Source organism: Pseudomonas sp. EA_105y_Pfl2_R69 (genome assembly GCF_963970915.1).
Lineage (GTDB): Bacteria > Pseudomonadota > Gammaproteobacteria > Pseudomonadales > Pseudomonadaceae > Aquipseudomonas.
Genome location: NZ_CAXAOO010000001.1, coordinates 784,105 through 807,228 on the forward strand (window position 1 = coordinate 784,105; position 23,124 = coordinate 807,228).

The following is a 23,124-nucleotide window of genomic DNA, read 5'->3' on the forward strand; positions in this document are numbered from 1 at the left end:
GTTACTGCGCCTGCTGGTCGGCTGGTTTGTTCTTCGGCTGGATCACCATGTCGATTCGCGGCCGTGGCACGCTGACATTGCTGCCAGTGGCGCGGCCGGCGTTGACGATCTGGCGCTGGGTGTCATAGACGATCTTCTCGCCTTCGAAGGTGTTGCCTTCCTGGATCACCTTGGCCTGGTCGATCAGCACGATGCGCTCGTTGGCGGCGAAGTACTGGATGGTCAGGCCGTAGGCCTTGACGATCTGCTTGTCGGCGGCTGGCAACTGCTCGTAATAGGCGGGCTTGCCGACGGCGGTGAACACGTCGATATCGCCCGCCGCGGTCTGGGTGATGGTCACGGTGTCGCCCGTGATCTTCAGCGTTCCCTGGGTGATGACCACGGTGCCGCGGTACACGGCCACACCTTTCTTGTCGTCAAGTTCGGCGCTGTCGGCCTGGATCCGGATCGGCTGTTCGCGATCCGACGGCAGGGCCCAGGCGCTGATGCTTCCGAGCGCGGCGCTGAGACCGAAAAGAAGGGGGAGGGTTTTAACGAGCCTCATGCTGACCTCTTACATTGGACAGCAGGAGCATCCTGCCGTCATTCAAGTACGCTTTCATTCCTTGTGCCGTGGTCACCCCATTGGCGGCGTCGATTCTAACGGCTTGCTCGGTCTGCGCATATTCCTTATCCGGGAATACGGTCAGGCGGCTGGTGGTGAGAATGGTCGGGCGGCCCTTGGCGTCGGTGCGGGCGATACGCACCTTGTCGATCAGCTCGACTTCCTTGCCGGCGGGGGCGACTTCGCCGCGCTCGCTGCTGATGTTCCACGGCAGCTCGTCGCCGCGGTACAGCTGCATGTCGGGGTTGCTGAGCAGGGTGATGTCGGTGCTCTGGATATGTTCGGTCTTGTCCGCGGTGACCTCGTAGTGCAGCGAGCCGTCGGGCATGTACTGCACGGTGCGGATAGTGGTCGCGTAGAAATCGATGGTGTTCTGCGCGGTCCCCGGTTTGTCCCGCTCGGAGAAGCTTGCGGGGTTGATGTTCCAGTAGCCGAGCGCCACCAGAAGCGCGGCGGCGCAGGCGAGCAGGGCAATGTTGAGCAGTTTGCGCGACATGATGGGCTCTATAGGTAGGCGGCTTGGGCGGCTTCGAGGCTGCCCTGGGCGCGCATGATAAGTTCGCAGAACTCGCGGGCGGCCCCTTCGCCGCCGCGGGCCTGGGTTACCCCATGGGCGTGCTGGCGGACGAAGGCGTCGGCGCTGGCCACGGCCATGCCCAGGCCTACCCGGCGGATCACCGGCAGGTCCGGCAGGTCGTCGCCCAGGTAGGCCACCTGCGCATAACTCAGGCCCAGTTCACCGAGCAGCTCGTCGAGCACCACCAGCTTGTCTTCACGGCCCTGGTACAGGTGCTGGATGCCCAGGTTCTGCGCACGGCGCTCGACCACCGGGGTCTTGCGCCCGCTGATGATGGCGGTGCGCACTCCGGAGTTGATCAGCATCTTGATGCCGTGGCCGTCGAGGGTATTGAAGGTCTTGAACTCGCTGCCGTCGACCAGGAAGTACAGTTTGCCGTCGGTGAGCACACCGTCGACATCGAAAATGGCCAGTTTGACGCCTTGGGCGCGTTGCAGCAGGTCAGGGTTGAGCGTTTCTAGGGTCATCACATTACTCCGGCGCGCAGCAGGTCGTGCATATTCAGCGCACCGACCGGGTGGTCGTTGCTGTCGACCACCACCAGGCCGCTGATCTTGTGGTCTTCCATGATTTTCAGGGCCTCGGCGGCGAGCATCTCGGCGCGGGCGGTCTTGCCGTGGGCGGTCATCACATCGTCGATCAGGGCCTGGCGTACGTCGATGCCGCGATCCAAGGTGCGGCGCAGGTCGCCGTCGGTGAAGACCCCGGCCAGGCGGCCGTCGCTTTCCACCACCACGGTCATGCCCAGGCCTTTCTGGGTCATTTCCAGCAGGGCATCACGCAACGAGGTGCCGCGCTGCACGCGGGGCAGGGCGCTGCCGGCGTGCATGACGTTTTCCACTTTCAGCAGCAGGCGGCGGCCCAGGGCTCCGCCGGGGTGGGAAAAGGCGAAGTCTTCGGCGGTAAAGCCGCGGGCTTCCAGCAGGGCGATGGCCAGGGCGTCGCCGAGCACCAGGGACACGGTGGTCGAGGAGGTCGGTGCCAGATTCAGTGGGCAGGCTTCCTGGGAGACCTGGGCGTCCAGGTTGACTTCGGCGGCCTTGGCCAGGGGCGAATTGGGGTTGCCGGTCATGCTGATCAGGGTGATGCCGAGGCGTTTGATCAGCGGCAGCAGGGTGACGATTTCCGCCGTCGAGCCGGAGTTGGACAGGGCCAGCACCACGTCGTCGCGGGTGATCATGCCCATGTCGCCATGGCTGGCTTCGGCCGGATGGACGAAGAAGGCGGTGGTGCCGGTGCTGGCCAGGGTGGCGGCGATCTTGTTGCCGATATGCCCGGATTTGCCCATGCCCACCACGACCACGCGGCCCTTGCTGCCCAGAATCAGCTCGCAGGCGCGGACGAAATCGCCGTTGATGCGTTGCAGCAGGTCCTCGATCGCTTCGAGTTCGAGGCGGATGGTGCGCTGCGCGGATTGGATCAGTTCGTTGGGCTGGCTCATGGCGTCTCTAGGGCGGCTGAGTAAAAGTCGAGGATTATAGCGGGAAAGGTGCGCCTGCCCAGCACTTCCAGCACGACTCGCTGCTCGAGCGGTTGTGCAAACTGTTATCTGGCATCACATGTTCAATCTTGGGTCGGGAAAAGCCTAGTGGTATAGTTCGCGCCCATTTTCGGTCCGTTCGGCGGTTGTAGTGCCCTTTTTTCGGGATGCTGCGTCTGTCAGGCAAGCGTTAGAGCAAGGAGTCCAGATGAGCGCCGAGAACCCATATGCCGTAGAGCTGAAGAGCCTGAGCTTCAAGCGCGGCGAGCGGGATATCTTCAGCAATATCGATATTCGCATTCCCCGTGGCAAGGTCGTCGGCATCATGGGGCCGTCCGGCTGCGGCAAAACCACCCTGCTGCGCCTGATCGCCGCCGAGCTGCGGCCGAGCGAGGGCGAGGTCTGGGTCAATGGCGTAAACCTGCCCACGCTGTCGCGCAGCGAGCTGTTCGACATGCGCAAGCAGATGGGCGTGCTGTTCCAGAGTGGCGCGTTGTTCACCGACCTGGATGTGTTCGAGAACGTGGCCTTCCCGCTGCGGGTGCACACCCAGCTGCCCGAGGAAATGATCCGCGACATCGTCCTGATGAAGCTGCAGGCGGTGGGCCTGCGCGGTGCCCTCGAGCTGATGCCGGACGAGCTGTCCGGCGGCATGAAGCGCCGCGTGGCCCTGGCTCGCGCCATCGCCCTGGATCCGCAGATTCTGATGTACGACGAACCCTTTGTCGGCCAGGACCCCATCGCCATGGGCGTGCTGGTGCGCTTGATTCGCCTGCTCAGCGATGCCCTGGGGATTACCAGCATCGTGGTCTCCCACGATCTGGCGGAAACCGCCAGCATCGCCGACTACATCTATGTGGTGGGCGACACCCAGGTGCTGGGCCAGGGCACCCCGGACGAGCTGATGAAATCGGACAACCCGCGGGTGCGCCAGTTTATGCAGGGTATCCCCGACGGGCCGGTACCCTTCCACTTTCCGGCGGCCAACTACCGCGACGATCTATTGGGGGGGCGCTGATGCGCAAGACATCTGTGCTCGAGCGGGTTCGCCTGTTCGGCCGGGCCGGTATCGACGTGGTGGCCACGCTGGGTCGCTCCAGTCTGTTTCTGCTGCGGGCGTTATTCGGCGGCGGTTCGCGCAACGGCTTCCAGTTGCTGGTCAAGCAGCTCTATTCGGTGGGGGTGATGTCCCTGGCGATCATCGTGGTATCGGGGCTGTTTATCGGCATGGTGCTGTCGCTGCAGGGCTTCAGCATCCTGACCCAATACGGTTCGGAGCAGGCGGTGGGGCAGATGGTCGCCCTGACCCTGCTGCGCGAGCTGGGGCCGGTGGTCACCGCCTTGTTGTTCGCTGGGCGCGCCGGTTCGGCGCTGACCGCGGAAATCGGCAATATGAAGTCCACCGAGCAGCTCTCCAGCCTGGCGATGATCGGGGTCGACCCGCTCAAGTACATAGTCGCGCCGCGGCTGTGGGCCGGTTTTATCTCGATGCCCTTGCTGGCGATGATTTTCAGCGTGGTCGGCATCTGGGGTGGGGCCATGGTCGCCATCGACTGGCTTGGGGTTTACGAGGGCTCGTTCTGGGCCAATATGCAAAGTAGCGTTTCATTTCGCGAAGACGTGCTCAATGGCGTGATCAAGAGCATGGTCTTCGCCTTTGTCGTGACCTGGATCGCCGTGTTCCAGGGCTATGACTGCGAGCCGACTTCGGAAGGCATCAGCCGCGCCACCACCAAAACCGTGGTGTATGCCTCGCTGGCCGTGTTGGGGCTGGACTTTATTCTGACCGCTTTGATGTTTGGAGATTTCTGATGCAGAACCGCACGCTGGAAGTTGGTGTCGGCTTGTTCCTGTTGGCCGGGTTGTTGGCCTTGTTGCTCTTGGCCCTGCGCGTCAGCGGCTTGGCCGTGGGTAGCAGCGACGGCACCTATAAGGTCTACGCGCACTTCGAGAATATCGCCGGTCTTACGGTCAGGTCGAAAGTGACCATGGCCGGGGTGACCATCGGCAAGGTGACGGCCATCGACCTGGATCGCGAGAGCTACACCGGGCGCGTGACCATGGTGCTCGATGAGGATGTCGACAATCTGCCGCTGGACTCCACGGCGTCGATCCTCACCGCCGGCCTGCTGGGCGAGAAGTACATCGGCATCAGCGTGGGGGGTGAAGAGGAGTTGTTGCGCGATGGTGGAACCATTCACGACACCCAGTCGTCCCTTGTATTGGAAGATCTGATTGGCAAGTTTCTGCTCAACTCGGTCAATAAAGACCAGGCCAATTGATAAAGGTAGTGAATATGATCAAGTTACTGCGTAACAGCCTGTTCCTTTGCCTGGCCCTGATGTCGCTGTCCGTCTGGGCGGCCCCGGCGGCCCATGAGGTGGTGCAGCAAACCACCACCAAGCTGCTGGCCGACCTCAAGGAAAACAAGGAGCAATACCGCACCGATCCGGCGGCGTTCTACGACGCGCTGAACAACATTCTCGGTCCGGTGGTGGATGTCGAGGGGATTTCCCGGGGCGTGATGACCGTGCGCTTCTCGCGCCAGGCCAACCCCGAGCAGATGCGGCGCTTCGAAGAAAACTTCAAGCGCAGCCTGATGCAGTTCTATGGCAATGCCTTGCTCGAATACAACAACCAGGACATCCGCGTGCTACCGGTCAGCGGCAAGCAGGATCCGCAGCGCACTGCGGTGAATATGGAAATCAAGGATGGCAATGGCGCGATTTATCCGCTGTCCTACACCATGGTCAGCCAGGATGGCACCTGGAAGATGCGCAACGTGATCATCAACGGCATCAACGTCGGCAAGCTGTTCCGCGATCAGTTCGCCCAGTCCATGCAGAACAACGGCAATGACCTGAACAAGGTCATCGACACCTGGAGCGATACCGTCGCCAAGGCCCGTCAGAGCTCGGGTGAGTCATGAGTCAGGCCGCTATTGGCGAGGCGAGTCCCGGCGTGTTGCGGCTCGACGGCGTGCTCGATTACCTGAGCGCCCCGACGCTGCGTGAACAGGGCGCGCGCCTGATCGGTGCGAGCCAGGGGCCGGGCTGTGTGATCGACTGTGCTTCGGTGAGCAAATCCAGCAGCGTCGGCCTGTCCCTGTTGTTGGCCTTTATGCGCGACGCCGAGGCCGCGGGCAAAAGCCTGGTGGTGCGCGGCCTGTCCGAGGATATGCGGCAGATTGCCGGTGTCTGTGGCCTGCTCGAGGTGTTACCGCTGGAGTCCTGAGACCGCGCAGAGCGGGTTTTGGTCGGCTGGCGACGATGCGGGGTTCGCAGTGGATGGGCTTTTTTGTATGATGCTCGACCCGCGAGCCCTGGCTGCCGCCGGACTTGATCGCTGCGGGCGAGGTAAAGTCCGATTTTTGCCCGGGGCTCGTCATCCGTTCGACAGGCTGCCCCATGCTTTGCTGTCGTTAATCCATGCGTTGATCGAGGTTGAGCATGCAGGCCTTAGAAGTGAAGAGCCTCCTGGAGGCTAAGTTGCCGAATACCCAGGTGGAAGTTGAAGGCGAAGGCTGCAACTTCCAATTGAACCTGATCAGCGACGAGTTGGCCGGCCTCAGCCCGGTCAAGCGTCAACAGCAGATCTACGCTCACCTCAACGCCTGGATTGCCGATGGCAGCATCCACGCCGTGAGCATGAAATTTTTCAGCCGTGCCGATTGGGCCGCGCGCTCCTAAACCGAGAGAATCATGGACAAACTGATTATTACCGGCGGTGTGCGCCTCGACGGCGAAATCCGCATCTCCGGGGCGAAGAACTCCGCCCTGCCGATTCTCGCCGCCACCCTGCTGGGTGATGCCCCCATCACCATCTGCAACCTGCCGCACCTGCATGACATCACCACCATGATCGAGCTGTTCGGGCGCATGGGCATCGAACCGGTGATCGACGAAAAACTCAGCGTGGAAGTGGATGCGCGGGCGATCAAGACCCTGGTCGCGCCCTACGAACTGGTGAAAACCATGCGTGCCTCGATCCTGGTGCTCGGGCCCATGGTGGCGCGTTTCGGTTATGCCGAAGTGGCCCTGCCGGGTGGTTGCGCCATCGGCTCGCGGCCGGTCGACCTGCATATCCGTGGCCTGGAAGCCATGGGCGCGATCATCGATGTGGAAGGCGGCTATATCAAGGCCAAGGCCCCCGAGGGCGGTCTGCGCGGTGCGCATTTCTTCTTCGACACCGTGAGCGTCACCGGCACCGAAAACATCATGATGGCCGCGAGCCTGGCCAAGGGTCGTAGCGTGCTGGAAAACGCCGCGCGCGAGCCGGAAGTGGTCGACCTGGCCAATTGCCTGATCGCCATGGGCGCGAAAATTAGCGGTGCCGGTACCGACACCATCACCATCGATGGCGTCGAGCGCCTGCACGGCGCACGCTTCAATGTGATGCCCGACCGTATCGAAACCGGTACCTACCTGGTGGCGGCGGCGGCGACAGGCGGCCGGGTCAAGCTCAAGGACACCGATCCGACCACCCTGGAAGCGGTGCTGGCCAAGCTGCAGGAAGCCGGGGCGGAAATCACCTGCGGCAACGACTGGATCGAGCTGGACATGAAGGGCAAGCGGCCGAAGGCCGTCAACCTGCGGACCGCGCCTTATCCGGCGTTCCCCACCGATATGCAGGCGCAGTTTATCGCCCTCAACGCGATTGCCGAGGGCACCGGCACGGTGATCGAAACCGTGTTCGAAAACCGCTTTATGCATGTTTATGAAATGAGCCGCATGGGCGCGCAGATCCAGGTTGAAGGCAATACCGCGATCGTCACCGGTGTCGACAAGCTCAAGGGCGCACCGGTCATGGCCACCGATCTGCGTGCCTCGGCCAGCCTGGTAATCGCCGCTCTGGTCGCCGACGGCGATACCCTGATCGACCGCATCTATCACATCGACCGGGGTTACGAGTGCATCGAGGAAAAACTGCAGATGTTAGGTGCCAAAATTCGCCGTGTGCCGGGCTAGAAGCAGTTTTAAAACTGCTGCGCTAGCTGATACTGCGTTGAAAACAGGCTCGGGTGCGAGCCCAGTCGGAATGCTCATTTACACCAGTAAACTCCGCTTCCTCGCCCGTTTTCGCCTTGTCTCAGCTGCGCTCGCGACGTTTTTAAACAGCTTCTAAGGATTTTTATTAAAAATGCTGACTATCGCGCTGTCCAAAGGCCGCATTCTCGACGACACCCTGCCGCTGCTTGCCGCGGCCGGCATCGTGCCGACCGAGAATCCGGAGAAAAGCCGCAAGCTGATCATCCCCACCACCCTGGATGACGTGCGCCTGCTGATCGTCCGCGCCACCGATGTACCGACCTATGTCGAACATGGCGCCGCCGATCTCGGCGTGGCCGGCAAGGATGTGCTGATGGAGTACGGCGGCCAGGGCCTGTACGAGCCGCTGGACCTGCGCATCGCCCGCTGCAAGCTGATGACCGCCGGTGCGGTCGGCGCGGCCGAGCCCAAGGGACGCCTGCGGGTGGCCACCAAGTTCGTCAACGTGGCCAAGCGTTACTACGCCGAACAGGGCCGTCAGGTCGATATCATCAAGCTGTACGGTTCGATGGAGCTGGGTCCGTTGGTGGGGTTGTCCGACAAGATCATCGATGTGGTCGACACCGGCAACACCCTGCGCGCCAACGGTCTGGAGGCTCAGGAGCTGATCGCCCACATCAGCTCGCGGCTGATCGTCAACAAGGCGTCGATGAAGATGCAGCACGCGCGCATCCAGGCGTTGATCGACACCCTGCGCGAAGCGGTCGAGTCGCGACACCCGAGCTAATACCCTTCACGCGGCAATACGCCGCGTCTGCCTATCCGTGTCATAGCCAATTATCTCGGGCGTCCATGCGGTGGGCTTGGTAGCCTAGCGACGCCCGAGCATTTGCCAATCATGAGGCCCGCTATGACCGCTGCTATCGCTATCCGCCGACTCGACGCCGCCGACCAGGACTTTGCCCGTCATCTGGATCATCTGCTGAGCTGGGAAAGTGTCTCGGACGATGCGGTCAACCATCGCGTGCTGGAGATCATCAAGGCCGTGCGCGAGCGTGGCGATGCAGCCCTGGTCGAGTTCACCCAGAAGTTCGACGGCCTGGAAGTCGCCAGCATGGCCGACCTGATCCTGCCGCGCGAGCGCCTGGAACTGGCCCTGACCCGCATCACCGCGGAGCAGCGTCAGGCGCTGGAAATCGCCGCCGAGCGGGTGCGCAGCTATCACGAGAAGCAGAAGCAGGATTCCTGGACCTACACCGAGGCCGACGGCACGGTGCTGGGGCAGAAGGTCACCCCGCTGGACCGCGCCGGCCTCTATGTGCCGGGGGGCAAGGCGTCCTACCCGTCTTCGGTATTGATGAACACCATCCCGGCCAAGGTCGCCGGCGTACCCGAAGTGGTGATGGTGGTGCCGACCCCGCGCGGCGAGCTCAACGAGCTGGTGCTGGCGGCCGCCTGCATCGCCGGGGTCGACCGGGTATTCACCATTGGCGGGGCCCAGGCGGTTGCCGCGCTGGCCTATGGCACCGAGAGCGTGCCGCCGGTGGACAAGATCGTCGGCCCCGGCAACATCTATGTGGCCACCGCCAAGCGCCATGTGTTCGGCAAGGTCGGCATCGACATGATCGCCGGACCCTCGGAAATCCTCGTGGTCTGCGACGGCCAGACCGACCCGGACTGGATCGCCATGGACCTGTTCTCCCAGGCCGAGCACGACGAAGACGCCCAGTCGATTCTGCTCAGCCCGGATGCCGCCTTCCTCGACCGCGTCGCCGAGAGCATTGCCAAACTGCTGCCGACCATGGAGCGCGCCGAGATCATCCGCGCCTCCCTGGAAGCCCGCGGCGCGCTGATTCAGGTCGCCGATATGGCCCAGGCCATCGAGGTGGCCAACCGTATCGCCCCGGAACACCTGGAGCTGTCGGTGGAAAACCCCGAGCAGTACCTGCCGCTGATCCGTCACGCCGGGGCGATCTTTATGGGGCGCTACACCGCCGAGGCCCTGGGCGACTACTGCGCAGGCCCCAACCACGTGCTGCCGACCTCCGGCACCGCGCGCTATTCCTCGCCGCTGGGGGTCTACGACTTCCAGAAGCGCTCGTCGATCATCCATTGCTCGGCCGCCGGTGCCTCCGAACTGGGCAAGAGCGCCAGTGTATTGGCCCGCGGCGAGTCGCTGACCGCTCACGCGCGTAGCGCCGAGTACCGCATCAAACCCTGAGGCGAATACCGAACCCGTAGGAGCGAGCTTGCTCGCGATGCTCTTTGGCGTGGATCGCCGGATTGCCGGACCACAGCAAGCTGGCTCCTACACAAGCAAATCGAACGAATTCGAGGAGAGAAGGGCAGATGAGCAAATTCTGGAGCCCCTTCGTCAAAGACCTGGTGCCTTACGTACCGGGTGAGCAGCCGAAACTGGCCAAGCTGGTCAAGCTCAACACCAACGAAAACCCTTACGGCCCGTCGCCCAGGGCCATCGAGGCCATGCAGGCCGAGCTGAATGACAGTCTGCGCCTGTACCCGGACCCCAATGGCGAGCGCCTCAAGCAGGCGGTGGCCGATTACTACGGTGTGCAGCCGGCCCAGGTGTTCGTCGGCAACGGTTCCGACGAAGTGCTGGCGCATGCCTTTCACGGCCTGTTCCAGCACGACAAGCCGCTGCTGTTTCCGGATATCAGCTACAGCTTCTACCCGGTCTACTGCGGTCTCTATGGCATCGCCTCGGAGCAGATCGCTCTGGACCCGCAGTTCCAGATCCGCGTCGAGGACTACGCGCGGCCCAATGGTGGCATCGTCTTCCCCAATCCCAATGCGCCGACCGGTTGCGTGCTGGCGCTGGAGGCCATCGAGCAGCTGCTGACGGCCAACCCGGATAGCGTGGTGCTGGTCGACGAGGCCTATATCGACTTCGGCGGCCAGAGCGCCATCGCGCTGGTGGACAGGTACCCCAACCTGCTGGTGACCCAGACCCTGTCCAAGTCGCGTTCCCTGGCTGGGTTGCGGGTCGGTATCGCAGTCGGCCACCCGGAGCTGATCGAGGCCCTGGAACGGATCAAGAACAGCTTCAACTCCTACCCGCTGGACCGTATCGCGATTGCCGGTGCGGCGGCGGCCTTCGAGGATCGCGACTACTTCGAGCAGACCTGTCGCCAGGTTATCGAAAGTCGCGACGCGGTGGTTGCCGGCCTTGAGGGGTTGGGCTTCGAGGTGCTGCCCTCGGCCGCCAACTTCGTCTTCGCCCGTCATCCGGGCAAGGATGCGGCGACCCTGGCCGCCGGCCTGCGTGAGCAGGGGGTGATCGTGCGCCACTTCAAGCAGCAGCGCATTGCCCAGTTCCTGCGCATCAGCATCGGTACGCCGGAGCAGAACCAGGCGCTGCTGGATGCCTTGAGCGGCTTGTAAGCGTTGCGACATAAAAAAGCCGGAGCCCTGCTCCGGCTTTTTTATGGATGCGCTGCCGGCTATTCGCGGTGCGCTTCGCCGAGGAAGGTCAGCGAGGTGAACAGGCCGCGGCTTTCGATATCCGCATCATTGACCACCGGCAAGTCGATCTCGGCGGCGATGATATTCAGCCCTTCGTTGCGCACCATCACCTTGGCGCGGCCTTCGCCATCGGTGGTGGCGCTGATCTGGTGTGGGGCGCTGCGGTAGTCGCCGATCAGTTCGATGCCCGCGGCGGGCTTGCCGTCGATCAGCACGCGTACCGGCAGCAGCTTGCCCACGCCGACTGCGAGCGGATCGGCCTCGGGCAGGATGACCATCTTCAACTGATCCAGCGCAGGCAGCTCCGCGCCCTCCCGGTAAATCGCCAGGCTGTACTTGAAGGTGTGCAGCGACTGGGTCGAGTTCGGCACCTGGCTGCGGCCCTGGTTGATCCACTGCTTGTCCGGGGTCAACGACCAGGGGCCGTTGTCCAGGGCAACAGTCATCAGCGCTGGCGGCTTCAGCGGCTCCAGGCGTGCGTGGTCGTCGAGGCGCTTGACCGTGACCGGAATCATCTTGGCGTGGTTGTCGTAGGCCCAGGCACCGCTGATCTTCTCGGCCTTGAAGGCATTGTCCTCGGCACCATGACCGTAGATGGTTTCGATATTGCCACGGCGTTGTTCGGTCCACAGGCCGTGGGCCTGGACCTGGCCGATAAGCAGGGCGACGGCGAGTAACGGAAAGACTTTTTTCATGGAAGATCCTTGGGTTGAGGGAAATCAGAGATCGACAGTCAGGTTGAAGCTCAGGTTGCGCGGCTCGCCGGGCATGACCCAGAGGTTGCTGTAGGAGCGCTCGTAGTACTTCTCGTCGAACAGGTTGTTGAGGTGGGCACCAACCTTTACCCGCGGGCTGAGGGGGTAGTGGGTGAGCAGGTCGAGGGTGTGATAGGCCGGCAGGGTGAAGTTGCTGCCGGTCTGGCCGGAGCGGTCACCGACATAGGTGGCGGCCGCGCCCAGGTCCGCGCCGCGCAGCCAGCCATCCTGAAACTCATAAACGCCCAGCAGGCTGCCGCTTTGCCGGGCAACGCCGAGCAGGCGACTGCCGGCCGGCAGCGCTGCGTCACCCTTGGTGACCTCGGCGTCGATAAAGGCGAAGGCACCGATCACCCGCAGCGCATCGCTCAACTGGCCGCTGAGCTGCAGATCGAAGCCCTGGCTGCGCGCTTCTCCGGCGGCGGTCTGAAAGCTGGCGTCGACCGGGTCGGCGCTCAGCACGTTTTCCTTGGTCAGGTGAAAGGCCGCCAGGGTGGCGCTGAGGCGGTTGTCCAACAGGTCCAGCTTCACGCCGGCCTCATAGCCGATGCCCTGTTCCGGGTCGAACGGCCGGTCGCTGCGGTCCAGGCCGTTATTCGGCTTGAACGAGGTGGAGGCATTGGCGAACAGGCCGACGGCCGGCGTCAGCTGGTAGAGCAGGCCGGCGCGCTGGGTAACCGCATCGTGGCTCTGATTGCTGCGTGCAGCATTGATCCGGTTGTCGATCGACTGGTCGAAGTGCTCGAAGCGCACGCCGATCAGCCCGCGCAGACGCTCGGTAAAGACAATCTGGTCCTGCAGATTGAGCGCATGGCTCTCTACCTGCTCGTGATTGTCGCTACCGGAGCGTGCGCCAGTGGGGCGCGGGCGGCCATAGATCGGGTCGTAGATGTCGATGGCGCTGCGCGGGCGCACTTCGGTGACCCGCTCGTTCTTGCGGTAGTTCTCATACTCGCTACCGATCAGCAGCTGGTGCTGCAAGCCGCCGAGCTGCACGTCGCCGCGCAGTTCCAGCTGGGTGATGCTGTCGTGCCAGGTGGTTTCGCGCTCGCGAAAGCGTCGGGTGAGGGTGCGCCCGTCGGCCGCCAGGGCCTGGTTTTCCGAGGCGTCGCCGGTCAGCTCGCCTTCCTTGAAATGGCTGGCCAGGCGCAGTTGCCAGCTGTCGTTGAGGGCATGCTCGAGGCTGGCCTGGATAAGGTTGTTGTCGTTCTCGATGTCGCCGTCGCTGGGTTCGCCGAGGAAGGTCGAACGCGAAACGCTGCCCAGGCGGTTGTTCGGTGCGACTATGCCACGGTCGAATACCGAGCGATGACGCACCACTTCGGCCTCCAGCAGCAGGCGGGTATCGGGGCTGAGCTGCCAGCTGAACGAGGGCGCGGCGAACAGCCGCTCGCTGGTCACGTGATCGCGAAAGCTGTGGTTGTCCTCGACGGCCAGGTTGAGGCGCGCCAGCAGGTCGCCTTGTTCGTCCAGCGGGCTGTTGAGGTCCAGGCTGGTGCGGTAGCGGTCCCAGCTGCCGGCGCTGGTTTGCAGGCGGGCGAAGCTGTTGGCCTGGGGCTTCTTGGTGACGATATTCACCGTGCCGCCGGGGTCGCCGCGGCCATAGAGGCTGGCGGCGGGGCCCTTGAGCACTTCGATGCGTTCGATACTGGCGGCGTCCGGGGTGCTCGGGTAGCCGCGGTTGGCGCTGAAGCCGTCCTTGTAGAACTCCGAGGTGGTGAAGCCGCGCACGCTGTATTCGTAGAGGGTCAGGCCGCCGAAGTCGTTCTGCTTGGAGACCCCGCCGGCAAAGTCCAGGGCGCGCTCGACATCGCTGCTGCCGAGGTCTTCCAGCACGGCGGCGGGCACCACGCTGATGGCCTGGGGGATTTCATTGAGTGGTGTGTCGGTTTTGGTCGCACTGGCCGAGCGGGTGGCGCGGTAACCCTGTACCGGGCCATCGGCGACCTCCGCCGGTGCGGTGATGACGCTGTCGGTGAGCTGGACCGGGGGGGCGGCCAGCGCGCCGGGGGCAAGCAGGCTGGCGGCGAGGGCAAGGGTTGAGCGCAAGACGGAACTCCTCTCGATTAATTTCAATGTAATAACATAACATTAAAATTGAGAAGAGTTATCGTTAAGCGGATTGCGTGGGGAATTAGTTGCCGTTGGCCGGTGGGCGCACGCCGATCTCGGCATTGAGCTCCAGCAGCTTGCCGTTACGCATGATCTCGATGCGGATCTTCTCGCCGGGCTTGGTCCGGGCCACCTGGTTCATCGAGCGGCGGCCGTCGCCGGCGGGTTCGCCATCGATATTGAGGATCAGGTCGCCCGGTTGCAGGCCGGCTTTCTGCGCCGGGCCATCGCGGTAGATACCGGCCACGACGATGCCGGGGCGGCCTTCCAGGCCGAAGGATTCCGCCAGCTCCGGGGTCAGCGGCTGCACCTCGATGCCCAGCCAGCCACGGATCACCTGGCCATGCTCGATGATTGCCTGCATCACATCCATCGCCAGCTTCACCGGAATGGCGAAACCGATACCTTGCGAGCCGCCGGACTTGGAGAAGATCGCGGTGTTGATCCCGACCAGGTTGCCATAGGCGTCCACCAGGGCACCGCCGGAGTTGCCGGGGTTGATCGCCGCATCGGTCTGGATAAAGTCTTCGTAGGTATTGAGGCCCAGCTGATTGCGCCCGGTGGCGCTGATAATGCCCATGGTCACGGTCTGGCCGACGCCGAAGGGGTTACCGATGGCCAGGGTGACGTCGCCGATCTTGACGTTGTCCGAGCGCCCCAGGGTCATGGACGGCAACTGCGGCAGGTCGATCTTGAGCACCGCGAGGTCGGTTTCCGGGTCGTTGCCGATCACTCGGGCCAGGGTCTCGCGGCCATCCTTGAGCGCCACCACGATCTGGTCGGCATCGGCCACCACATGGTTATTGGTCAGCAGGTAGCCTTCCGGACTCATGATCACCGCCGAACCCAGGCTGGACTCCATGCGTCGCTGCCGTGGCAGGTTGTCGCCGAAGAACTTGCGAAACTGTGGATCGTCGAACAGGGGCAGGGCTGGTTTATTGGTGAACTTGGTGCTGTAGAGGTTGGCCACCGCGGGCGAGGCAATGTCCACGGCGTCGGCGTAGGATGCCGGGCCTTCCTGCATGCGGCTGTAGACCGGGGTCTGGCGCACGTGCACATCCTGATTCGGCAGGCCGACCCATTGCGGGTAGTACTGCATGATCAGCAGCGCCAGAAGCACGCCGGCCAGCAGGGGCCAGCCAAGAAAACGCAGGGCCTTGAACATCAATCGAATCCTGAGGGTTGCGAGGGCCGGACCGGCCCCTTAAGGTGCGCCATTATAGAGGGGTGGCCGGTAATAAAGCAGCGACCCCTAATCCGCGCAAGAAGGAATTCCTATGGCCATTGCTCTGGCAACCCTGGTGGCAGAAGCCGACCGTTATCTGAATGCGGCGCGTATCAGCGATTACTGCCCCAATGGCCTGCAGGTCGAGGGCCGGCCTCAGGTGTTGCGTATCGTCAGTGGCGTCACCGCCAGCCAGGCCCTGGTCGATGCCGCGGTGGCGGCCGAGGCCGATGTGCTGCTGGTTCACCATGGTTATTTCTGGAAAGGCGAAAACCCCTGCGTCACCGGCATGAAGCGTCGCCGTCTGCAGGCCCTGCTGGCTCACGATATCAGCCTGCTGGCCTACCACCTGCCCCTGGATCTGCATCCAGAGGTGGGCAACAACGTGCAGCTGGCCCACCGGCTCGGCATCACCGTCGAAGGCCCGCTGGAACCGGACAACCCGCGTACCGTTGGTCTGGTCGGTTCCCTCGATGAGGCCGTCAGCGCCGAGGATTTTGCAGGCCGCGTGCAGCAGGTGCTGGGGCGCGAGCCATTGCTGGTCGCAGGCGCAGGGCTGATCCGCCGGGTCGGCTGGTGTACCGGTGGCGGTCAGGGCTATATCGACCAGGCCATCGCCGCCGGCGTCGATCTGTACCTGACCGGCGAGGCCTCGGAGCAGACCTTTCACAGTGCCCGGGAGAACGGCATCAGCTTTATCGCCGCCGGCCACCACGCCACCGAGCGTTATGGCGTGCAGGCGCTGGGTGAATACCTGGCGCGTCACTTCGCTCTGGAACACCGCTTTATCGACTGCGACAACCCCATCTGAGGCGCTGCATCGGCCTGTTTTGCCGGTATAAAGCTAGACCTTTTCGATCTAACCGGGCTCCTGAATAGAAGGGAGCGCTGTGCTAGAGTGCGCCATCGTCCACGGCCCGCCGGCCCAATTACACTGCAAATCGTGAGTAACCATGCTCGATAAACTGACCCACCTGAAACAGCTGGAGGCGGAAAGTATCCACATCATTCGTGAAGTGGCCGCCGAATTCGACAACCCGGTAATGCTCTATTCCATCGGCAAAGACTCCGCCGTGATGCTGCATCTGGCACGCAAGGCGTTCTTTCCCGGCAAGCTGCCGTTCCCGGTGATGCACGTCGACACGCGCTGGAAATTTCAGGAGATGTATTCGTTTCGCGACAAGATGGTCAAGGAGTACGGCCTGGATCTGATCACCCACATCAACCCCGATGGCGTGGCCCAGGACATGAACCCCTTCACTTACGGCAGTGCCAAGCACACCGACGTGATGAAGACCGAGGGCCTCAAGCAGGCGCTGGACAAATACGGCTTCGATGCCGCCTTCGGTGGCGCGCGCCGCGACGAAGAGAAATCCCGGGCCAAGGAACGGGTGTACTCCTTCCGCGACAGCAAGCACCGCTGGGACCCCAAGAATCAGCGCCCCGAGCTGTGGAACGTGTACAACGGCAAGGTCAAGAAGGGCGAGTCGATCCGCGTGTTCCCGCTGTCCAACTGGACCGAGCTGGATATCTGGCAGTACATCTATCTGGAGCAGATCCCGATTGTGCCGCTGTACTTCGCTGCCGAGCGCGAAGTGATCGAGAAGAATGGCACGCTGATCATGATCGACGACGATCGCATCCTCGAGCACCTTTCCGACGAAGAAAAAGCCCAGATCACCAAGAAGATGGTGCGCTTCCGTACCCTCGGTTGCTACCCGCTTACCGGTGCAGTGGAATCCACGGCCACCAGCCTGACCGACATCATTCAGGAAATGCTCCTGACCCGAACGTCCGAGCGTCAGGGGCGTGTCATCGACCACGATGCTGCCGGTTCGATGGAAGAGAAAAAACGTCAGGGGTACTTTTAAGATGTCGCACCAATCCGATCTGATCAGCGAGGACATCCTCGCCTACCTGGCCCAGCACGAACGCAAGGATTTGCTGCGCTTTCTCACCTGCGGCAACGTCGACGACGGCAAAAGTACCCTGATCGGCCGCCTGCTGCACGATTCCAAGATGATCTACGAAGATCATATGGAAGCCATTACCCGTGACTCGAAGAAGTCCGGCACCACTGGCGAAGAGGTCGATCTGGCGCTGCTGGTCGACGGCTTGCAGGCCGAGCGCGAGCAGGGCATCACCATCGACGTGGCCTACCGCTATTTCAGCACCGCCAAGCGCAAGTTCATCATCGCCGACACCCCCGGCCATGAGCAGTACACGCGCAATATGGCCACCGGCGCTTCCACCTGCGACCTGGCGATCATCCTGATCGACGCCCGTTACGGCGTGCAGACCCAGACCAAGCGCCACAGTTTTATCGCCAGCCTGCTGGGCATCAAGCACATAGTCGTGGCCATCAACAAGATGGACCTGAAGGGCTTCGATCAGGGCGTGTTCGAGCAGATCAAGGCCGATTACCTGAAGTTCGCCGAAGGCATCGCGCTCAAGCCGAGCACCCTGCATTTCGTTCCGATGTCGGCGCTCAAGGGCGACAACGTGGTCAACCGCAGCGAGCGCTCGCCCTGGTACGACGGCCAGTCGCTGATGGAAATCCTCGAAACCGTTGAAGTGGCCGGCGATCGCAACTTCACCGACCTGCGCTTCCCGGTGCAGTACGTCAATCGCCCCAACCTGAACTTCCGCGGCTTCGCCGGTACCCTGGCCAGCGGCATCGTGCGCAAGGGCGACGAAGTGATTGCCTTGCCGTCGGGCAAGAGCAGCAAGGTCAAGTCCATCGTCACCTATGAAGGCGAACTGGAACATGCCGGCCCGGGCCAGGCGATCACCCTGACCCTGGAAGACGAGATCGACGTGTCCCGCGGCGACATGCTGGTGCACGCCGATAACCGTCCGCAGATCAGCGACAGCTTCGACGCCATGCTGGTGTGGATGGCCGAGGAGCCGATGCTGCCGGGCAAGAAGTACGATATCAAACGCGCCACCAGCTACGTGCCGGGCTCGATTGCCAGCATCACCCACCGGGTCGATGTGAACACCCTGGAGCATGGCTCGGCCAGCAGCCTGCAGCTCAACGAAATCGGTCAGGTGCGCGTCGCCCTGGATGCGCCCATCGCCCTCGACGGCTATGCGCACAACCGCACCACCGGCTCCTTTATCGTCGTCGACCGCCTGACCAACGGCACCGTCGGTGCCGGCATGATCATCGCCGAGCCAGTGGGTGCGCAGAGTGGCGACGGCCATCACGGCAAGCTGGCCCACGTGTCCACCGAGGAGCGTGCCGCACGCTTCGGTCAGCAGCCGGCCACCGTGCTGTTCAGCGGCCTGTCCGGTGCTGGCAAGAGCACCCTGGCCTACGCCGTGGAGCGCAAACTGTTCGACCTGGGCCGTGCGGTCTATGTGCTCGATGGGCAGAACCTGCGTCATGACCTGAACAAGGGCCTGCCGCAGGATCGCGCTGGACGTACCGAGAACTGGCGTCGTGCCGCCCATGTGGCGCGGCAGTTCAATGAGGCCGGTCTACTGACCCTGGCGGCCTTCGTCGCCCCGGATGCCGAGGGTCGCGAACAGGCCAAGGCGCTGATCGGTGCCGAACGTCTGCTCACGGTCTATGTCCAGGCGTCGCCGCAGATCTGCGCCGAGCGTGATCCGCAGGGCCTGTACGCCGCCGCCGGCGACAACATTCCGGGCGAGTCCTTCCCCTACGACGTGCCGCTGAATGCCGATCTGGTGATCGACACCCAGAGCCTGTCGGTGGAAGAGGGCGTCAAGCAGGTATTGGCCATGCTGCGCGAGCGTGGCGCGATCTAAGACCCTGTTTACGATCAGCTGCGCGTCGGCCCTGCGGCGTTAAAAACAGGCTCGGCTGGCCGCGTGCGGCCAGTCGAGCCGAAGGGCGAGTGAAACGAGTAATACTCATGTACAGAAGTACACTCGTGTGCGAGCCCAGTCCGCTTCCTCGCCTGCTTGACCAGCCGGAGGCTGTTACTAACGTAGCGCCTTGCAGGGCTCCAGCTCGCAAGCTCGTAAGCAGGTTCTACGAACTTGCTGCACAATAAAAAGCCCCGCCTTGTGCGGGGCTTTTTATTGGCTGCTTGGTCGCCTAAGCGACCGAGTCAGCGGCTATTACTTGTTTTTCAAACCGTAACTTTCATCGAGCATGCCCGGTACGTCGGCGCTTTTCGGCGCATAGTCCTTGGGCATTTCCTGATGGGTAGGGGGCTTCAGGCGCTCGCGGCGTTCGCCGCCTTCTTCTGCGTGCAGGGAGGCGAGCAGGCGTTGGCGGGTCAGTTCGTCGAGGGCGAGCTTGTTGGCACCTTCTGACAGGTGGGCCTGCACATCCTGGTGGCTCTGGGTGAGTTTTTTCACCAGGTTGGCCGTGGTGTTGAAGTGGGTGACCACTTCGCTTTGGTAGGCATCGAAGCGTTCCTGGATTTCATCCAGTTGACGCTGGGTGCGGCCTGGAGCCGCATTGGGCGCAAGGCGAGCAATCAGGAAGCCAATGGCGATCCCGGCTACCAGGGTAATGGCGGGTAGCAACCAGGCGGTGAGCGTCTGTTCCACGAGTCCTTCCTCTCTAAACGGCTTTGCTTTACGTTAACGGCTCGAACCTGCGCTGTATACCGCAATGCAATGCCGAGATGTGTGCGGCGCAGGCTGTCAGCTAGACGAGTCGACCCACTGCGAGGTCACGGAGTTCACTGTTGCTCACCCGCGAAACCCCTCTATTTATCGATGGCCCCTGCGGCCAACTGGAAGCCCTCTGGCTGGACACCCCCGACGCCCGTGGCGTGGCGCTGATCTGCCACCCCAATCCGGTACAGGGCGGGACCATGCTCAACAAGGTGGTCTCCACCGTGCAGCGCACGGCCCGCGATGCCGGCCTGGCCACCTTGCGCTTCAACTACCGCGGAGTCGGTGCCAGTGCCGGCAGCCATGATATGGCCAGTGGCGAGGTGGACGACGCCGAGGCGGTGGCCCACTGGCTGTGTGCGCAATACCCTGAATTGCCGCTGACGTTGCTGGGTTTTTCCTTTGGCGGCTTCGTTGCCGCCGCCCTGGGCGGACGTCTGGAGGCCCAGGGGGTGACGCTCGGCAAGCTGTTTATGCTGGCCCCGGCGGTACACCGCCTGACCGCCGAGAATCCCCCCGCGGCCAGCTGCCCGCTGGTCCTGATTCAGCCCGAGGATGACGAAGTGATCGACCCGCAGGCGGTTTATGCCTGGTCTGCCGACCTGGGGCGTGCCCATGAGCTGCTGAAAGTGGCAGAATGCGGACACTTTTTTCACGGCAAGCTCACTGATCTCAAAGATCTTTTACTGCCGCGTCTCTGATCCTGCAGGCTGTTTGAGCCTGAGTTGATAAGCGAACGTTATGACCACTCGTATCCTTACCGGCATCACCACCACCGGCACGCCGCACCTGGGCAACTACGCGGGCGCGATTCGCCCGGCCATCGTTGCCAGCCGCGCCGCCGATGCGGATTCGTTCTACTTCCTCGCCGACTACCACGCGCTGATCAAGTGCGACGAGCCCGCGCGCATCCAGCGCTCGCGCCTGGAGATCGCCGCCACCTGGCTGGCCTGCGGGCTGGATGTGGATAGGGCGACCTTTTACCGTCAGTCGGATATCCCCGAGATCCCCGAGCTGTGCTGGCTGCTCACCTGCGTCGCCGGCAAGGGCCTGCTTAACCGCGCCCACGCTTACAAGGCGTCGGTGGACAAGAACGTCGAGCAGGGCGAAGACCCGGACGCCGGCATCACTATGGGCCTGTTCAGCTACCCGGTGCTGATGGCCGCGGACATCCTGATGTTCAACGCGCACAAGGTGCCGGTCGGCCGCGACCAGATCCAGCACGTGGAAATGGCCCGCGACATCGCCCAGCGCTTCAACCATCTGTTCGGCAACGGCAAGGAATTGTTTACCCTGCCGGAAGCGGTGATCGAAGAGGACGTGGCCACTCTGCCCGGTCTCGACGGGCGCAAGATGAGCAAGAGCTACGACAACACCATCCCGTTGTTCGGCAGCGCCAAGCAGCTCAAGGACGCCATCGCGCGTATCGTCACCGACTCCAGGTTGCCCGGCGAGCCGAAGGATCCGGACAGCTCGCACCTGTTCACCCTCTATCAGGCCTTCGCCGCACCCACGCAGCAGGCGGATTTCCGCGCCGCGCTGGAGGGCGGTCTGGCCTGGGGCGAGGCCAAGCAGGCGCTGTGCAACCTGCTCGAGGCCGAACTGGGTGAGGCGCGCGAGCGTTACCACGCGCTGATCGAAAAGCCGGCCGACCTGGAAGACATCCTGTTGGCCGGTGCGGCCAGGGCGCGCAAGATCGCCACGCCGTTTCTGGGCGAGTTGCGTGAAGCCGTGGGCCTTCGCTCCTTCCGTAGCCAGGCCGTCAGCGCGGCGGGCGAGAAGAAGAAGGCGAGCAAGAGTGCGCGCTTTGTCAGCTTCCGCGACGACGACGGCAGTTTCCGCTTCCGCCTGCTGGATGCGGCTGGCGAGCAACTGCTGCTGTCCAAATCCTTTGCCGATGGCAAGTCGGCTGGCCTGGCCAACAAGCGCCTGCAGTCCGGCGAAGCGCTGGATGTGCGTGAGCAGGACGGCGGTTTCGGCGTCTGGCTGGATGACGAGTGCGTGGCGCAAAGCCCGGCATTCGCCGACAGCGGTGCGTGTCAGGCGGCGATCCAGCGCCTGCGTGAGGCCCTGGCACCCGCAGAATAAAGGGTGGGGCGGTGCATTAATCGGATTTCCGCCCGCCAGCCGTGCTGGCCGATTGCCAAGCCGCGGGGGCGTCGCTAAAGTGACGCCCCCGTTTTACTTGCCCGGCTAACGAATTATGACGCCCCTAGAACGCTACCAGGCTGACCTTAAACGCCCCGAGTTCTTCCATGATGCCGCCCAGGAAACTGCCGTGCGTCATCTGCAGCGCCTGTATGACGATCTGGTCGCCGCGGACAAGGGCACGACCGGTGTGTTCGGCAAGCTGTTCGCCCGTAAACCCCAGGGGCCGGTCAAGGGCCTGTATTTCTGGGGTGGGGTGGGTCGCGGCAAGACCTACCTGGTCGATACCTTCTTCGACTCGCTGCCGTTCGAGCGCAAGGTACGCACCCACTTCCACCGCTTTATGAAGCGCGTGCATGAAGAAATGCGCACCCTCAAGGGCGAGAAGAACCCGCTGACCATCATCGGCAAGCGTTTCGCCGACGAGGCGCGGGTAATCTGCTTCGACGAGTTCTTCGTCAGCGATATTACTGACGCGATGATCCTCGCCACCCTGCTGGAGGAGCTGTTCAAGAATGGCGTCAGCCTGGTGGCCACCTCCAATATCGTGCCGGACGGCCTGTACAAGGATGGTCTGCAGCGTGCGCGCTTCCTGCCGGCCATTGCGCTGCTGAAAGAACACACCGAGATCGTCAACGTCGACAGCGGTATCGACTACCGCCTGCGCGCCCTGGAGCAGGCGGAGCTGTTCCACTGGCCGCTGGATGCCGCGGCCGAGGAAAGCCTGCAGAAGAGCTTCAGCAGCTTGCTGCCCGAGCATTGCACGGTGCAGGAGAACGAGGCGCTGATGATCGAAAACCGTGCCATCACCGCGCGCAAGGTGGGGGACGACGTGGCCTGGTTCGAGTTCCGCGAGCTGTGCGACGGCCCGCGGAGCCAGAATGACTATATCGAGCTGGGCAAGATCTTCCACGCCGTGCTGCTGGCCAACGTCGAGCAGATGAGCACCGCCAAGGAAGATATGGCGCGGCGCTTTATCAACCTGGTGGACGAGTTCTACGACCGCAACGTCAAGCTGATCATCTCCGCCGAAGTGGAGCTGAAAGACCTCTACACCGGCGGCCGCCTGACCTTCGAGTTCCAGCGCACCCTCAGCCGTCTGCTGGAGATGCAGTCCCACGAGTTTCTCGCGCGTCCGCATAAACCCTGATTATTC

General features: G+C 63.0%; 24 protein-coding genes. 16 read left to right on the top strand and 8 right to left on the bottom strand.

Annotated elements, in window-relative coordinates; all coding sequences use genetic code 11:
- Position 1 precedes the first annotated feature (1 nt).
- The 4 genes from lptA to AACY13_RS03405 are packed head-to-tail and all read right to left on the bottom strand — an operon-like array spanning position 2 to position 2,622.
- Entirely contained in the window at positions 2–544 is a 543-nt protein-coding gene (gene lptA / locus AACY13_RS03390; protein WP_339459313.1) for a lipopolysaccharide transport periplasmic protein LptA, read from the bottom strand.
- Positions 531–1,100 carry an LPS export ABC transporter periplasmic protein LptC gene (gene lptC / locus AACY13_RS03395; RefSeq protein WP_339459314.1) on the bottom strand — a complete coding sequence of 190 codons (570 nt, stop codon included), beginning with the start codon at positions 1,098–1,100 and terminating at the stop codon, positions 531–533. Before lptC ends, lptA begins: the two co-directional genes overlap by 14 nt.
- Positions 1,101–1,108: 8 nt before the next feature.
- Positions 1,109–1,648 (bottom strand): KdsC family phosphatase, encoded by a 540-nt coding sequence (locus tag AACY13_RS03400; RefSeq protein WP_339459316.1) that lies wholly within the window; start codon positions 1,646–1,648, stop codon positions 1,109–1,111.
- Positions 1,648–2,622, bottom strand: coding sequence for a KpsF/GutQ family sugar-phosphate isomerase (locus tag AACY13_RS03405; protein ID WP_339459317.1), 975 nt, complete (start codon positions 2,620–2,622; stop codon positions 1,648–1,650). Before AACY13_RS03405 ends, AACY13_RS03400 begins: the two co-directional genes overlap by 1 nt.
- Positions 2,623–2,869: 247 nt before the next feature.
- Between AACY13_RS03405 and AACY13_RS03410 the strand changes: the two genes are divergently transcribed.
- The 10 genes from AACY13_RS03410 (at position 2,870) to hisC (ending at position 11,051) form a co-directional block, all read left to right on the top strand.
- Positions 2,870–3,679, top strand: a complete 810-nt coding sequence (locus AACY13_RS03410; protein ID WP_339459318.1) for an ATP-binding cassette domain-containing protein — start codon at positions 2,870–2,872, stop codon at positions 3,677–3,679.
- A complete protein-coding gene (mlaE, locus tag AACY13_RS03415; RefSeq protein ID WP_339459320.1) occupies positions 3,679–4,473 on the top strand; it encodes a lipid asymmetry maintenance ABC transporter permease subunit MlaE in 795 nt (264 codons plus the stop codon). Before AACY13_RS03410 ends, mlaE begins: the two co-directional genes overlap by 1 nt.
- Positions 4,473–4,943, top strand: a complete 471-nt coding sequence (gene mlaD / locus AACY13_RS03420; protein WP_339459322.1) for an outer membrane lipid asymmetry maintenance protein MlaD — start codon at positions 4,473–4,475, stop codon at positions 4,941–4,943. Before mlaE ends, mlaD begins: the two co-directional genes overlap by 1 nt.
- Positions 4,944–4,957: 14 nt before the next feature.
- Entirely contained in the window at positions 4,958–5,590 is a 633-nt protein-coding gene (locus AACY13_RS03425) for an MlaC/ttg2D family ABC transporter substrate-binding protein (protein WP_339459323.1), read from the top strand.
- Positions 5,587–5,895, top strand: coding sequence for an STAS domain-containing protein (locus AACY13_RS03430; protein ID WP_339459325.1), 309 nt, complete (start codon positions 5,587–5,589; stop codon positions 5,893–5,895). Before AACY13_RS03425 ends, AACY13_RS03430 begins: the two co-directional genes overlap by 4 nt.
- Before the next feature lie 215 nt (positions 5,896–6,110).
- Positions 6,111–6,350 carry a BolA family protein gene (locus tag AACY13_RS03435; RefSeq protein WP_305622058.1) on the top strand — a complete coding sequence of 80 codons (240 nt, stop codon included), beginning with the start codon at positions 6,111–6,113 and terminating at the stop codon, positions 6,348–6,350.
- A 12-nt stretch (positions 6,351–6,362) separates the two neighbouring features.
- Complete coding sequence (murA, locus tag AACY13_RS03440; protein ID WP_339459328.1) at positions 6,363–7,628, top strand: UDP-N-acetylglucosamine 1-carboxyvinyltransferase; 1,266 nt, start codon at positions 6,363–6,365, stop codon at positions 7,626–7,628.
- A gap of 172 nt (positions 7,629–7,800) precedes the next feature.
- Positions 7,801–8,436, top strand: a complete 636-nt coding sequence (gene hisG, locus AACY13_RS03445) for an ATP phosphoribosyltransferase (protein ID WP_339459329.1) — start codon at positions 7,801–7,803, stop codon at positions 8,434–8,436.
- Positions 8,437–8,559: 123 nt separating this feature from the next.
- The gene (gene hisD, locus AACY13_RS03450; RefSeq protein WP_339459330.1) at positions 8,560–9,870 is read left to right on the top strand and encodes a histidinol dehydrogenase; all 1,311 of its coding nucleotides are present in this window, start codon (positions 8,560–8,562) and stop codon (positions 9,868–9,870) included.
- Positions 9,871–9,998: 128 nt separating this feature from the next.
- Complete coding sequence (hisC, locus tag AACY13_RS03455) at positions 9,999–11,051, top strand: histidinol-phosphate transaminase (RefSeq protein WP_339459331.1); 1,053 nt, start codon at positions 9,999–10,001, stop codon at positions 11,049–11,051.
- Positions 11,052–11,110: 59 nt separating this feature from the next.
- Here the strand turns inward: hisC and AACY13_RS03460 are convergent, their stop codons facing one another.
- The 3 genes from AACY13_RS03460 to algW all read right to left on the bottom strand — a co-directional run bounded on the left by AACY13_RS03460 (position 11,111) and on the right by algW (position 15,164).
- The gene (locus tag AACY13_RS03460) at positions 11,111–11,827 is read right to left on the bottom strand and encodes a DUF4198 domain-containing protein (RefSeq protein ID WP_339459333.1); all 717 of its coding nucleotides are present in this window, start codon (positions 11,825–11,827) and stop codon (positions 11,111–11,113) included.
- A 24-nt stretch (positions 11,828–11,851) separates the two neighbouring features.
- Complete coding sequence (locus AACY13_RS03465; protein ID WP_339459334.1) at positions 11,852–13,936, bottom strand: TonB-dependent siderophore receptor; 2,085 nt, start codon at positions 13,934–13,936, stop codon at positions 11,852–11,854.
- An 85-nt stretch (positions 13,937–14,021) separates the two neighbouring features.
- Entirely contained in the window at positions 14,022–15,164 is a 1,143-nt protein-coding gene (gene algW, locus AACY13_RS03470) for a Do family serine endopeptidase AlgW (RefSeq protein ID WP_339459335.1), read from the bottom strand.
- Positions 15,165–15,276: 112 nt separating this feature from the next.
- Between algW and AACY13_RS03475 the strand changes: the two genes are divergently transcribed.
- The 3 genes from AACY13_RS03475 (at position 15,277) to cysN (ending at position 18,998) form a co-directional block, all read left to right on the top strand.
- Positions 15,277–16,035 carry a Nif3-like dinuclear metal center hexameric protein gene (locus AACY13_RS03475; RefSeq protein WP_339459336.1) on the top strand — a complete coding sequence of 253 codons (759 nt, stop codon included), beginning with the start codon at positions 15,277–15,279 and terminating at the stop codon, positions 16,033–16,035.
- A 142-nt stretch (positions 16,036–16,177) separates the two neighbouring features.
- Positions 16,178–17,095, top strand: a complete 918-nt coding sequence (gene cysD / locus AACY13_RS03480; protein ID WP_339459337.1) for a sulfate adenylyltransferase subunit CysD — start codon at positions 16,178–16,180, stop codon at positions 17,093–17,095.
- A 1-nt stretch (position 17,096) separates the two neighbouring features.
- On the top strand, positions 17,097–18,998 hold the full coding sequence (cysN, locus tag AACY13_RS03485) for a sulfate adenylyltransferase subunit CysN (RefSeq protein ID WP_339459338.1): 1,902 nt from the start codon (positions 17,097–17,099) through the stop codon (positions 18,996–18,998).
- A gap of 315 nt (positions 18,999–19,313) precedes the next feature.
- On the opposite strand, the gene AACY13_RS03490 is transcribed toward cysN, so the two are convergent.
- On the bottom strand, positions 19,314–19,751 hold the full coding sequence (locus AACY13_RS03490; RefSeq protein ID WP_339459339.1) for a YhcB family protein: 438 nt from the start codon (positions 19,749–19,751) through the stop codon (positions 19,314–19,316).
- A gap of 140 nt (positions 19,752–19,891) precedes the next feature.
- On the opposite strand from AACY13_RS03490, the gene AACY13_RS03495 reads away from it, so the two are divergent.
- The 3 genes from AACY13_RS03495 (at position 19,892) to zapE (ending at position 23,118) form a co-directional block, all read left to right on the top strand.
- Positions 19,892–20,521 carry an alpha/beta hydrolase gene (locus AACY13_RS03495; protein ID WP_339459341.1) on the top strand — a complete coding sequence of 210 codons (630 nt, stop codon included), beginning with the start codon at positions 19,892–19,894 and terminating at the stop codon, positions 20,519–20,521.
- Between the two features lie 40 nt (positions 20,522–20,561).
- The gene (locus AACY13_RS03500; RefSeq protein ID WP_339459342.1) at positions 20,562–21,908 is read left to right on the top strand and encodes a tryptophan--tRNA ligase; all 1,347 of its coding nucleotides are present in this window, start codon (positions 20,562–20,564) and stop codon (positions 21,906–21,908) included.
- 115 nt (positions 21,909–22,023) lie between these two features.
- The gene (gene zapE / locus AACY13_RS03505; protein ID WP_339459344.1) at positions 22,024–23,118 is read left to right on the top strand and encodes a cell division protein ZapE; all 1,095 of its coding nucleotides are present in this window, start codon (positions 22,024–22,026) and stop codon (positions 23,116–23,118) included.
- Positions 23,119–23,124: the final 6 nt, after the last annotated feature.

Coding starts and splice junctions, on each gene's coding strand:
- AACY13_RS03430 (WP_339459325.1), top strand. CDS start 5,587: ATGAGTCAGGCCGCTATTGGCGAGGCGAGTCCCGGCGTGTTGCGGCTC.
- lptA (WP_339459313.1), bottom strand. CDS start 544: ATGAGGCTCGTTAAAACCCTCCCCCTTCTTTTCGGTCTCAGCGCCGCG.
- AACY13_RS03500 (WP_339459342.1), top strand. CDS start 20,562: ATGACCACTCGTATCCTTACCGGCATCACCACCACCGGCACGCCGCAC.
- hisD (WP_339459330.1), top strand. CDS start 8,560: ATGACCGCTGCTATCGCTATCCGCCGACTCGACGCCGCCGACCAGGAC.
- mlaD (WP_339459322.1), top strand. CDS start 4,473: ATGCAGAACCGCACGCTGGAAGTTGGTGTCGGCTTGTTCCTGTTGGCC.
- zapE (WP_339459344.1), top strand. CDS start 22,024: ATGACGCCCCTAGAACGCTACCAGGCTGACCTTAAACGCCCCGAGTTC.
- AACY13_RS03425 (WP_339459323.1), top strand. CDS start 4,958: ATGATCAAGTTACTGCGTAACAGCCTGTTCCTTTGCCTGGCCCTGATG.
- algW (WP_339459335.1), bottom strand. CDS start 15,164: ATGTTCAAGGCCCTGCGTTTTCTTGGCTGGCCCCTGCTGGCCGGCGTG.
- mlaE (WP_339459320.1), top strand. CDS start 3,679: ATGCGCAAGACATCTGTGCTCGAGCGGGTTCGCCTGTTCGGCCGGGCC.
- hisC (WP_339459331.1), top strand. CDS start 9,999: ATGAGCAAATTCTGGAGCCCCTTCGTCAAAGACCTGGTGCCTTACGTA.
- cysN (WP_339459338.1), top strand. CDS start 17,097: ATGTCGCACCAATCCGATCTGATCAGCGAGGACATCCTCGCCTACCTG.
- hisG (WP_339459329.1), top strand. CDS start 7,801: ATGCTGACTATCGCGCTGTCCAAAGGCCGCATTCTCGACGACACCCTG.
- AACY13_RS03435 (WP_305622058.1), top strand. CDS start 6,111: ATGCAGGCCTTAGAAGTGAAGAGCCTCCTGGAGGCTAAGTTGCCGAAT.
- lptC (WP_339459314.1), bottom strand. CDS start 1,100: ATGTCGCGCAAACTGCTCAACATTGCCCTGCTCGCCTGCGCCGCCGCG.
- AACY13_RS03475 (WP_339459336.1), top strand. CDS start 15,277: ATGGCCATTGCTCTGGCAACCCTGGTGGCAGAAGCCGACCGTTATCTG.
- AACY13_RS03460 (WP_339459333.1), bottom strand. CDS start 11,827: ATGAAAAAAGTCTTTCCGTTACTCGCCGTCGCCCTGCTTATCGGCCAG.
- cysD (WP_339459337.1), top strand. CDS start 16,178: ATGCTCGATAAACTGACCCACCTGAAACAGCTGGAGGCGGAAAGTATC.
- AACY13_RS03405 (WP_339459317.1), bottom strand. CDS start 2,622: ATGAGCCAGCCCAACGAACTGATCCAATCCGCGCAGCGCACCATCCGC.
- AACY13_RS03410 (WP_339459318.1), top strand. CDS start 2,870: ATGAGCGCCGAGAACCCATATGCCGTAGAGCTGAAGAGCCTGAGCTTC.
- murA (WP_339459328.1), top strand. CDS start 6,363: ATGGACAAACTGATTATTACCGGCGGTGTGCGCCTCGACGGCGAAATC.
- AACY13_RS03400 (WP_339459316.1), bottom strand. CDS start 1,648: ATGACCCTAGAAACGCTCAACCCTGACCTGCTGCAACGCGCCCAAGGC.